This window comes from Actinoplanes sp. NPDC004185 (assembly GCF_053603475.1).
Genome location: NZ_JBSGFR010000014.1, coordinates 181,061 through 191,346, shown reverse-complemented (window position 1 = coordinate 191,346; position 10,286 = coordinate 181,061). Strand labels below are relative to the sequence as shown.

Sequence of the window (10,286 nt, the reverse complement as noted above, 5' to 3'; positions counted from 1 at the left end):
CCAAGCGTTCCCAATCCTGATCAGTCAGATCACCGGCCACAACACACCAACGATCGATCATGGTCACGCGTGATGATCCGTCAGACTCGCTCTAGAACGCCTCGTCGCTCCAGCGCCACCAGGCTTCGCCGGCGGTGAGGTGGAGCAGGAATTCGGGGACGTCTTCGCCGTTCGGGTATCGCAGTTGCACCGCTTTCCGGACAGCCTCATGGGCCTGTTCCCACGACCCCGGGTCATCGTCGATCCCGTCCAGCCGGCTGACCTCCTCGGCGAACAGCGCCTCGAACTCCACGAGTTCCGCTCGAGCGTCGACGCGGGCGTACAGCCACGGGAAGTCGGCGCTGGTCACGGTCAGCTCGGCGAGGAGCCGGCCGTCGTTCCGCCGGTGCAGCGTCCACACATATGCCTGATGACCCGTCACGGCGAGGACGGTAGCGCGCGCTGACCGGGCAACGGCCGAACGGGGCCGCGTGCGGCTTGCCCGCCGCTAGGAGCGGGCTGCGGCCAGGCCGAAGCCCGCCGGGCTGACCTCGGGGAAGACCTCGGCCACCGACCCGAACCCGCACCGCTTCTGCAGGATCTCGCCGATCACCGCGCGGTAGTCCGTCGTCGCCGCCAGGTCGCCGGCGACCAGTGCGCCCGCCGACAGCCCCGGCCATGTGCCGTACACCGTGCCGCCGCGGACGCCGCCGCCCATCAGCAGCATCGCGTTGCCGTGACCGTGATCGACCCCGCGGGACGCGTTCTCCGCGACCCGGCGGCCGAACTCGCTCACCGTCACCACTGTCACCGATGCCATGCCGGCCGGGCCCAGGTCGGCCGCGAACGCTGCCAGCGCCGTGGAGGTCTCGAGCAGGTTGTCGTGCATGCGCTGGCCCTTGACCGCCGTGCCCAGGCCCTCGTGCATGTCCCAGTCGCCGGAGTCGACCGCCGCCGCGGCCAGGCCCACTTTCGCCTTGATCAGCCGGGCCACGTCCTTGAGGGCGTTGCCCAGGGGCGTCGCGGGGTAGGCGGCGCCGTTCGCCGGTGCGTACGCGGTCGCGCGTACCCCCGTGGTTGCCGTCAAGGCCGCGTCCGCCGCCAGAGCTGGACCGGCCAGCAGGCCGGGCGCGGTCGCGTACATCTTGCGCAGCGACGCCGCCATCGGGCGGTTCGCGCTCTCGCCGGCCAGCGTGAAGCCGTCGACCGAGGCCATCGACACGTCGGAGAAGGCCCCGCCGAAGAGGCGGGCCGGCATCGCGTTGCCCATCGCCACCGCGGCGAGCGGGCCGGTGGCGCCGGTCAGGCCCAGCATCCGGTCCAGCCAGCCGCTGCGCAGGGACGTGCCGGCCGCCGCGCGTTCCATCTCCTCCATGGCGGCGAAGTGCGAGCGGGTCGGGTTGGGCTGGCCGACCGCGTGCACCGCGGCCAGGCTGCCGTTCTTCCACATCGGCAGCAGCGGAGCCAGGCCCGGGTGCAGGCCGAACATGCTGTTGCCGCCGATCGCCTGGCTCTTCGGCAGGGCGATGGTCGGGCGGGCCTTGTAGTAGTCCGGGTCGCCGATCGGCGCGATCGCCGACAGACCGTCGAAGCCGCCGCGCAGAGACAGCACCACGAGGGTGTCACCGGTGTAGCCCTCGGCGGCGTACGCCAGCCGGGTCGACAGCCCTTCGCCGGCCAGGCCGGCCAGCGCCCCGGCGGCGCCGGCCGCGAGGCCGCGGCCCAGGACGCCCCGGCGGGTCAGCATCTTGTTCTCGTCGCAGCAGGCCTGTGCAGGCGGAGCTGTCTCGGCCATGCCCTCATGGCCCTCGCGGTCACGGCCGTCGTCAGCCGCCGGCAGGCGACGCTCGGTGCAGTCGGTCATGGCAGTGGTCACCTCAGCTGGAAGGAGGGCGAGTCGAGGACGAGAGCGATCAGGTACGGCAGACTCCCGGCGACCGACTCCTTGCTGGTCAGAGAACTCGTCGGCAGCTTGCCCGCGACGCTTAGCACGGCCGCCACGTGATCGGCGGGCAGCGGGGTGCCGACCAGCCGCCGGGCCAGCGCGTCCACCAGGCCCCCGTAGGTCTGCGGCAGCACCGGGACCAGGGACGTGAGCAGGTCGGCGGGGCGGGTGAGCTGCTTGGGGTACCAGCCGGCCGCGAGGTTCAAGTGGCCGTTGCAGCGCATGAGGAACGCCGACGGTGACGCCCACGCGGCCGCCACGTCCGGGAAGCCGTTCGGGGGGCTCCAGCGGAACGGGGCGTTCCCGGCGTTGACCAGGTTGTTGTAGAGCGCGTCGAGCGCCTTCACGCCGGAGGTCTCCGGGCCCAGGCCGAGGGTGCGGACGGTGGCGGCCAGGTCCTCGAACGGCGTGCGGACCTTCTGCCCGATCGACGCGGCGAACTCCGGCGACGTGAACAGGGCCCGCAGCACCGGCACGATCGCGGTGTCGTTGTCGAGGTACACCTTGGCCAGCTTCGCGACCAGGGTGGCCGGGGCCTCGTCGGCGACGAAGCGCAGGCAGAGCTTGGTGGCCAGCCGCTCGGCGGTGGCCGGGTGCCGGGCCAGGTGGTCGAGGAACGCCAGCGCGGCCGCCTCGCCGTCCTCGGCGGTCGCGTTCGCGTGGCTGAAGCCCAGGATCCGGACGGCGCCGGTCGCGTGCTTGGCCGCGGTGTAGGTGTACGTCCCCGCGGTCGTCACGGTCAGGCCGGTGAGCAGCTTGGCGGCGGCCTGCACGTCGGCCTCGGCGTAGATCATGCCGACGGTGTGCAGCTCCATGAGCTCGCGCGCGTAGTTCTCGTTCGGCAGCGTCCGGGTCGACGACCGGTTGTCCAGGTACGTCAGCATCGCCGGGTGCCGGGCCGAGGCCTTGAGCATGTCCGCGAAGCGCCCGAAGGCGTACTTGCGGGTGACCGTCCTGTCGTAGTCGCTGCGGCTGTCCCAGACGCCGCTGGACGGCGCCGAGATGTGCAGGTGGTTGGCCCAGAACGCGGCGGTGGTCTCGAACAGCTGCCGGTTGCTCCAGATCGCCCGGGCCACCGTGGCCCGGCCCAGCTGGCCGAACGCCTCGTAGGAGTGCTTGGGCAGCCGCGCGCGTACCGTCGCGATGTCGGCCCCGGCCAGCGGCAGCCGGGTGAGCAGCGCGTCCAGCGCCGAGTCGTCGATCTTCGCCGGGTCGAGCTGGCGGTCCAGCCAGGCCGGCACGCCCAGCTTGGCCAGCTCGGCCAGGGCTGCGGGGGTGGGACCGAAGGTGGCCCGGCGCAGCAGGTGCGCGAGCGGGTCGGCGGAGACGAGGTCGGTCGGCACGGCCGCGGCGGCGGCGGGCGCGGCCAGCGCCACGTCGAGGGCGAGGCCCCCGGCCGCGGTCACGGCGACGGCGGCGGCGCCACCGAGAACGGCGCGGCGGGTCGGCTCAGGCTTCGTCTGCATGCCAGGCCCTTCGGCGCCGCCGGGCACCCGCCGCGCCGCCGCAACCGGACTCTCACCGCTCGCAATGCGCTTGCACCCGTCGCGTCGCGGCGCCCCGGCACGTACGCTCAGGGCTGTGGATCAGATCGATGTGGTACGGACCCCGGCGTCCTGGGTCGTGGTCGGCCTCGACAACGGCGGCACCTGCAACAACGCGACCGTCCTGGACGCGACGGGCCAGTTCCTCGTCGATCATCTGGTGGAGAATCCGAGCCTGGTCACCGAGGGCCCGGAGTCCGCGGTCGAGCAGCTCGCCGAGGCTTTCACCGGCATCCTCGCGCTGACCAGCACCCCGCGCACGCTGGTGCGCGCGGTTGGGCTGGACACCCCGGGCCCGGCCAGCGCCGACGGCGTCATCTCGTCGAAGGGCTCGACGAACTTCTCCCAGGTCTCCTGGCACGGCTACGACATCCGGGGCGCCCTGGAGGCGCGGATCGGCTTGCCGGTGGTCTACAACAACGACGCGAACGCGGCCGCGCTCTACGCCCACCACCGGCATTTCGGCGCCGCGGCCATGGAACGGTCGTCCGTGGCGGCGATCGTCGGCACCGGCCTGGGCGGGGGAGTGGTCGAGCTCGGCAAGGTGGTCAGCGGTGCGGCCGGCATGGCGGGCGAGCTGGGCCACGTGCAGATCCCGCTGCACGGTGTGCTGGAGGAGGACCAGCCGGTGCCGGAGTGCAACTGCGGCTTCACCGGCGACGTGGAGAGCATCGCGTCGCTGACCGGCATCGCCAAGAACCTGCTGCCGTACTGGCTGCGGCGGTTCCCGGACCATGCGCTGGCCGGGGAGCCGATCGGCCGGGCGGCCAAGCTGCTGCGCGGGTACGGCGAGAAGGAGGACCCGCTGGCCCTGGCGGTCTTCGAGCAGCAGGCCAAGGCGATCGGCAAGCTGTTCACGATCGCGGCCAACTTCACCGATCCGGCCGCGTACTTCCTGGGTGGCGGCGTGGTCGAGGCGGCGCCGCACTTCCGCCAGTGGTTCCTCAACACGGTCCGCGAGCACACCCAGCTGCGGGCCGAGCAGCAGGCCGCGGCGACCTTCGCCCTGGTGCCCGACCTCGACATGGCCGGGGCCCGGGGAGCGGCCGTCGCCGCGCTGGAGACCGTACGCACCGACGGCTGACCGCGCGTTTGTCCACTGTGGTGGGGCAGGCATGACCGCGCGTCCCCCGAGTGATTCCCGGGCACTCCTAACACCTGTGACGATGCATCGACACCCCTAGATATTGATCGACTCGCTCGGTAGCGTCCTGAGTGCCGTCCGTGGCGGGGGCCCCGGAGGCATCGAAGGGGGATCACTGATGCGACGAAGCATCGCGACCGTCGGAGCACTCGTGCTCGGAATCGTCGCGCTCACTCCGGGCGCGACGCCGGCCGCTCCACTCCAATCCGATCCGGGGCTGAGCCCGGCCGACCAGGCTGCTGTCGCCGCCGGGCTGCCGGTCGCCACCAAGCCCAAACCCGGCGCCAAGCCCGCCGGGGTCAACCCGTACCTGGCGATCCTGCCCGACCCGGCCAAGGCCGACTACAGCGGCTGGGCCGCCTACATGAAGAAGCAGGCGTCGGCCAAGGCCGCCGCCCGGCTCAAGGCCCTCGCCGCGGCCCCGTCGTCGGCTGCGGCCAAGGCGGCCGCGGCCGCGGTGGTCGTCGACGAGGACGAGCCGGCGGGCACCCGCGGCTCCAACGAGGACCCCGCCTCGGCCCAGCTGATCAAGAACTTCGGCACCGGCAGCGGGCAGAACCCGGCCATCCGCATCCTGGGCGCGCTCACTCCCGAGAGCGTCACCCCCGCCGCCCGGGCCGCCACCCCGGAGGACGACGGCTCGATCCCGCTCGCCGGGGCCACCGGCATCGGCCCCGCCCGCCGGGCGATCGTCACCACCGCCGCCATCGGCGACGGGCCGCACGGCTCCGCCGGTACGGGCACCAACGACTTCGACTTCTACTCGCTGCAGGCCACCGCCGGGCAGGTGGTGACCGTGCAGACGGCCACCCCGACGGGCGCGCTGGACACGCTGGTCGCGCTCTACACGCCGGACGGCACGATCGTGGCCAGCAACGACGACGCGGCCGGCTCCTTCGACAGCCTGCTGCAGTACAAGGTGCCGGCCTCGGGCACGTACTACGCGGTCGTCGCGGCGTACAGCGGGTTGCCGGCCGATCCGTTCGATCCGGCCAGCGGGGACGGCGGGGCCAGCGAGGGCCCGTACACCGTCACCATCTCGGCGGCCTCGGACGACCAGGACTTCTTCGCGATCAAGCTCAGGGCCGGGGACGTGCTCGGCGCCTCGGCCAAGGGCGCGCCGGCGTACCTGACGGTCTACGACACCAACCCGCGCGAGGTGCACGGGTCGGACCAGGACGCCACCTACATCTACCCGCCGTCCTCGCCGCTGCCCGGCGGGGGCAACGCGGCCACCGACTACGTGGCGACCAAGGCCGGCTGGCACTACGTGGGCGTGGCCCGCGGCTCCGGCAGCTACGACATCACCGTCGAGGCGTACCGGCCGGTGCTGCAGGGGGCCAAGCCCGTGCAGACGCTGTTCCTGGACTTCGACGGGGCCCGGGTCAACACCGGGGTCTTCGGCGGCACCGGGAACGTGACGCTCAGCCCGTTCTCCGCGTTCCTCGCCAAGTGGGGCATCCCGCGCGTGCAGGAGGACGAGGTGATCGACGCGGTGGTCGCGAGCGTCACCGAGAACATCAAGCAGGACCTGATCGCCAGCGGTCTCAACAGCAAGTTCCGGTTGAAGATCCTCAACAGCAAGGACCACGCGGACCCGTGGGGCCAGGCGAACGTGAGCCGCATCGTGGTCGGCGGCACGATCGACGAGTCCGGGGTCGAGACCATCGGCATCGCGCAGAGCATCGACCCGGGCAACTTCGAGACCGAGGAGACCGCCCTGGTGCTGCAGGACGTGCTCAGTGACCCGGCCGGGGGGCCGGCCTCGCTGAACACGTACCTGACCCCGGCCAGCGACCGGGTGGCCTTCGTCGGCCGGGCGGTGGGCAACGTGACCGCGCACGAGGCGGGTCACTTCTTCGGTGACTGGCACACCGACAACGCCGACGAGACGCCCAACCTGATGGACTCGGGCGGCGCCAACTTCGACGTGCTCTTCGGCGTCGGCCCGGACGGCGTCGGCGGTACGGCTGACGACACGGACGTCGACTTCGGCGACAGCCAGTTCAGCCCGGCGGAAGGTTTCGTCGGCACGGAGGACACGCTGGGCCGGATCGTCTTCGGCCTGACCAGCTGACGCTCGGACACGGCAGGGGCGCTCCGGGACTCCGGGGCGCCCCTCTCGCCGTCCGGTCAGTCCTTCATGGCGGTCTCGACGTCGGCGTGCAGCGACAGGTAGTCGATCAGGCCGAGGGTGTCGAGCAGGCGGCGCAGGAAACCGGAGGGGGCCGCGAGCCGGACCCAGCCACCGCGTTCCATCGCGCGGCCGTGCGCCGTCACCAGGACGCCGACGCCCATGGAATCGCAGAAGTCGAGTCCCGACAGGTCGACGATGATGCGCGGGCTGGGACGTTCCACGAGGCGGCTGAGGTTGGCCTTCAGCGAGGGCGCGGTGTCGATGTCCAGGGAGCCGCGCAATGTCAGAACGGCCGTGTTGGGCGGGTGGTGCGCGACCGAGACCTGCATGGCGGTGTCGCTTTCGTCCAGGGGCGGGCAGGGGTCAGTCAGGTCAGTCAGGGGTCGTGGCGGACAGGACAGGTGGGTGTCTCCACCCTAGGCGAGGACGCGCTCGGCGGCAGACTCAGCCCGGAGTACGTTGATCACGTGAGCATCGACAAGGGTGACGTCGCCCCCGACTTCGAACTACCGGACCAGCACGGCACCCCGCGGCGGCTGAGCACGTTGCTCGCCGACGGCCCGGTCGTGCTGTTCTTCTATCCGGCCGCGATGACCAGCGGCTGCACGGCCGAGGCCTGCAACTTCCGGGACCTGGGCGCGGAATATGCCGCGGCCGGCGCGCAGCGGGTCGGCATCAGCCGGGACAAAGTGGACAAGCAGCGTCAGTTCGCCGAACTGCACGGCTTCGACTACCCGCTGCTCTCCGACCCGGAGAACACCGCGGCCGAGGCGTACGGGATCAAGCGCCGGCTGCCGCTCGGCCCGCTGAGCGTCAAGCGGGTGACCTTCGTGATCGACACCGACCGTACGGTGCTCGACGTCATCCACAGCGAACGCGACATGAACGAGCACGCCGACCGGGCCCTCGACGTGGTCAAGGCCCGATCGGCGCGGTAACTCCTCAGACCGCGTTGCGCCACTTGCGGCCGCTGCGGCCGATCAGGCGGTCGGCGTCCGTCGGGCCCCACGAGGCGGCCTCGTAGGTCGGGATCGGCGACATGTCGTTCTTCCAGTGCTCGATGATCGGGTCGACGATCCGCCAGCACTGCTCGACCTCGTCGGTGCGGATGAACAGCGTGGGGTCGCCGAGCAGGGCGTCGAGCAGCAACCGCTCGTAGGCCTCCGGCGACTCCTCGCGGAACGTCTGCTCGTACGAGAAGTCCATGCTGGCCGTGCGCACCCGGAACGAGTGGCCGGGCACCTTGGCGCCGAAGCGCAGCGAGATGCCCTCGTTGGGCTGGATCCGCAGGATCAGCGCGTCCGCGTCCAGCTCGGTGAGCTGGTTGGTCGGGATCGGCAGGTGCGGCGGCCGCTGGAACTGCAGGGCGACCTCGGTCACCCGGGCGGGCAGCCGCTTACCGGTACGCACATAGAACGGCACCCCGGCCCAGCGCCAGTTGTCGACGTTGAGCCGCATGGCCGCGTACGTCTCCGTGCGCGACAGCGGGTCGACGCCGACCTCGTCGCGGTAACCGGCCATCAGGTCGTCCCGGGTGCCGCCGCGGGTGTACTGGCCGCGGACCGCCAGGTCGGCGATGTCGCGGTCGGTGGGCAGCCGGATCGCCTGCAGCAGCTTGACCTTCTCGTTGCGCAGCCCCTCGGCGTCGAACGAGGCGGGCGGCTCCATCAGGGCCAGGGCCAGGACCTGGAGCACGTGGTTCTGCACGATGTCGCGCATCGCGCCGGCGTGCTCGTAGAAGCCGCCGCGGGTGCCGACACCGAGGGTCTCGGCCACGGTGATCTGCACGTGGTCGACCCACGAGCGGTTCCAGATGGGCTGGAAGATCGCGTTGGCGAAGCGCAGCGCGAGCACGTTCTGGACGGTGTCCTTGCCCAGGTAGTGGTCGATGCGGAAGACCTGCGGCTCGTCGAACGCGGCGTGCACGATGCCGTCGAGCTCGTGCGCGGTGCGCAGGTCGTTGCCGTACGGCTTCTCGATGACGAGCCGGGCGAACGAGCCCTCGCGGGCGTGGTTGAGCCCCGCGCCGGCCAGGCCGTTGATCACCGGCTGGAACGCCTCGGCGGGCGTCGAGAGGTAGAAGATCCGGTTGCCCGCGGTGCCGCGGGTGGCGTCGAGCTCGTCGAGCACCTCGGCCAGCCGCTTGTAGGTCTCGGGGTTGTCGTAGCCGCCGGAGACGTAGCGGATGCCGCCGCCCTGCAGCTGCGGCTTGTCGGCGAGGCTGCGGCCGCCGAGCGCGCTCTCGGCGAACTGCTGGTCCTCCATCGCCGTGCGGGCGACGCCGACGAGGGCGAACTCGCCGGGCAGCCGGTTGTGCCGGGCCAGGCTCTCCACGGCCGGCAGCAGCTTGCGCCGGGTGAGGTCGCCGGACGCGCCGAAGATCACCAGCGTGGCGGGCGGGGCGTTGCGGTCCTGTGCGAGCTGGGGAACGGTGTCCATCGTCAGGTCTTCCTCCGACCGCGTACGTGAGCTTCCGTGTGAACTTTACGCAGCGCGGGCTCCCACCGGATCAAACCGGTACGCCGATGCGACCAGGCCCATAGCCGCAAAAGTGGCAAACTGGAGAGTAAGGTGCCAATCGGCAGAGGGAGATTGCTCGTGAAGTACCGGCTCGTGACCCGCAGCGACTTCGACGGGTTGGTCTGCGCCGTCCTGCTGCGTGTGCTCGACATGATCGACGAGATCACCTTCGTGCATCCGAAGGACGTGCAGGACGGCGTGGTCGACATCACTGAGCGTGACATCCTGACCAACCTGCCGTTCGCTCCGGGCGCTCACATGGTGTTCGACCACCATCATTCGGAGACGCTGCGTAACAAGGGTGAGCGTTCGAACCACGTCATCGACCCGGACGCGCCGTCGGCCGCCCGGGTGATCTACGAATACTTCGGCGGCGCGGAACGCTTCCCGGAGATCTCCGACGAGCTGATGCGCGCCGTGGACCAGGCGGATTCGGCCGATTACGCGCTGCACGACATCCTCGACCCGCAGGGCTGGACGCTGCTCAACTTCCTGATGGACAGCCGCACCGGGCTGGGCCGCTTCCGGGAGTTCCGGATCTCGAACTACCAGCTGATGATGTTGCTGATCGACGCCTGCCTGCAGTTGCAGACGGTCGACGAGATCCTCGAGCTGCCGGACGTCCGCGAGCGCGCCGAGCTCTTCCGCGACTGCTCGGCGATGTTCGTGGAGCAGCTGCGCCGGGTCAGCCACGTCGACGGCGACGTGGTGGTGGTCGACCTGCGCGAGGAGGAGACGATCCACGCGGGCAACCGCTTCATGGTCTACGCCCTCTACCCCGAGGCCCGGGTGTCGATCCACATCATCTGGGGCCGCCAGAAGCTCAACACGGTCTTCGCCTGCGGCAAATCAATCCTCGACCGCACCTCACCCGTCGACATCGGCGAGGTGATGCTCCGCTACGGCGGCGGCGGCCACCAAGCCGCCGGAACCTGCCAGATCCCCCACGAAGACTCAGAACGAGTACTGACCGAAATCATCCAAGCCTTGAGAACCCCGCGCCCGGTCTCGGTTTAA

9 protein-coding genes are annotated in these 10,286 nt (G+C 71.0%); 4 read left to right on the top strand and 5 right to left on the bottom strand.

What is annotated here, in order from left to right:
* Positions 1 to 91 precede the first annotated feature (91 nt).
* The 3 genes from ACWEOZ_RS17145 to ACWEOZ_RS17135 form a co-directional block, all read right to left on the bottom strand.
* Positions 92 to 421, bottom strand: a complete 330-nt coding sequence (locus tag ACWEOZ_RS17145) for a hypothetical protein (protein ID WP_451911644.1) — start codon at positions 419 to 421, stop codon at positions 92 to 94.
* A 66-nt stretch (positions 422 to 487) separates the two neighbouring features.
* The gene (locus tag ACWEOZ_RS17140) at positions 488 to 1,843 is read right to left on the bottom strand and encodes a DUF1501 domain-containing protein (protein ID WP_451911643.1); all 1,356 of its coding nucleotides are present in this window, start codon (positions 1,841 to 1,843) and stop codon (positions 488 to 490) included.
* Positions 1,844 to 1,851: 8 nt separating this feature from the next.
* Entirely contained in the window at positions 1,852 to 3,390 is a 1,539-nt protein-coding gene (locus ACWEOZ_RS17135) for a DUF1800 domain-containing protein (RefSeq protein WP_451911642.1), read from the bottom strand.
* A gap of 115 nt (positions 3,391 to 3,505) precedes the next feature.
* Between ACWEOZ_RS17135 and ACWEOZ_RS17130 the strand changes: the two genes are divergently transcribed.
* Together ACWEOZ_RS17130 and ACWEOZ_RS17125 are read left to right on the top strand one after the other, a co-directional pair.
* Positions 3,506 to 4,552, top strand: a complete 1,047-nt coding sequence (locus ACWEOZ_RS17130) for an ROK family protein (RefSeq protein WP_451911641.1) — start codon at positions 3,506 to 3,508, stop codon at positions 4,550 to 4,552.
* A gap of 178 nt (positions 4,553 to 4,730) precedes the next feature.
* Positions 4,731 to 6,689 carry a PPC domain-containing protein gene (locus ACWEOZ_RS17125; RefSeq protein WP_451911640.1) on the top strand — a complete coding sequence of 653 codons (1,959 nt, stop codon included), beginning with the start codon at positions 4,731 to 4,733 and terminating at the stop codon, positions 6,687 to 6,689.
* A 56-nt stretch (positions 6,690 to 6,745) separates the two neighbouring features.
* Here ACWEOZ_RS17125 and ACWEOZ_RS17120 read toward each other — a convergent pair whose 3' ends face one another.
* Positions 6,746 to 7,078, bottom strand: coding sequence for an STAS domain-containing protein (locus tag ACWEOZ_RS17120; protein WP_212989343.1), 333 nt, complete (start codon positions 7,076 to 7,078; stop codon positions 6,746 to 6,748).
* 138 nt (positions 7,079 to 7,216) lie between these two features.
* On the opposite strand from ACWEOZ_RS17120, the gene ACWEOZ_RS17115 reads away from it, so the two are divergent.
* Positions 7,217 to 7,687, top strand: a complete 471-nt coding sequence (locus tag ACWEOZ_RS17115) for a peroxiredoxin (protein ID WP_451911639.1) — start codon at positions 7,217 to 7,219, stop codon at positions 7,685 to 7,687.
* Between the two features lie 4 nt (positions 7,688 to 7,691).
* Here the strand turns inward: ACWEOZ_RS17115 and zwf are convergent, their stop codons facing one another.
* Positions 7,692 to 9,188, bottom strand: coding sequence for a glucose-6-phosphate dehydrogenase (gene zwf, locus ACWEOZ_RS17110; RefSeq protein ID WP_451911638.1), 1,497 nt, complete (start codon positions 9,186 to 9,188; stop codon positions 7,692 to 7,694).
* Positions 9,189 to 9,347: 159 nt separating this feature from the next.
* On the opposite strand from zwf, the gene ACWEOZ_RS17105 reads away from it, so the two are divergent.
* A complete protein-coding gene (locus ACWEOZ_RS17105) occupies positions 9,348 to 10,286 on the top strand; it encodes an exopolyphosphatase (RefSeq protein WP_451911637.1) in 939 nt (312 codons plus the stop codon).

Bases quoted from the DNA above. Each gene is read 5' to 3' on its own strand.
- ACWEOZ_RS17140 (WP_451911643.1), bottom strand. From the start codon at position 1,843: ATGACCGACTGCACCGAGCGTCGCCTGCCGGCGGCTGACGACGGCCGT.
- ACWEOZ_RS17135 (WP_451911642.1), bottom strand. From the start codon at position 3,390: ATGCAGACGAAGCCTGAGCCGACCCGCCGCGCCGTTCTCGGTGGCGCC.
- ACWEOZ_RS17125 (WP_451911640.1), top strand. From the start codon at position 4,731: ATGCGACGAAGCATCGCGACCGTCGGAGCACTCGTGCTCGGAATCGTC.
- ACWEOZ_RS17120 (WP_212989343.1), bottom strand. From the start codon at position 7,078: ATGCAGGTCTCGGTCGCGCACCACCCGCCCAACACGGCCGTTCTGACA.
- zwf (WP_451911638.1), bottom strand. From the start codon at position 9,188: ATGGACACCGTTCCCCAGCTCGCACAGGACCGCAACGCCCCGCCCGCC.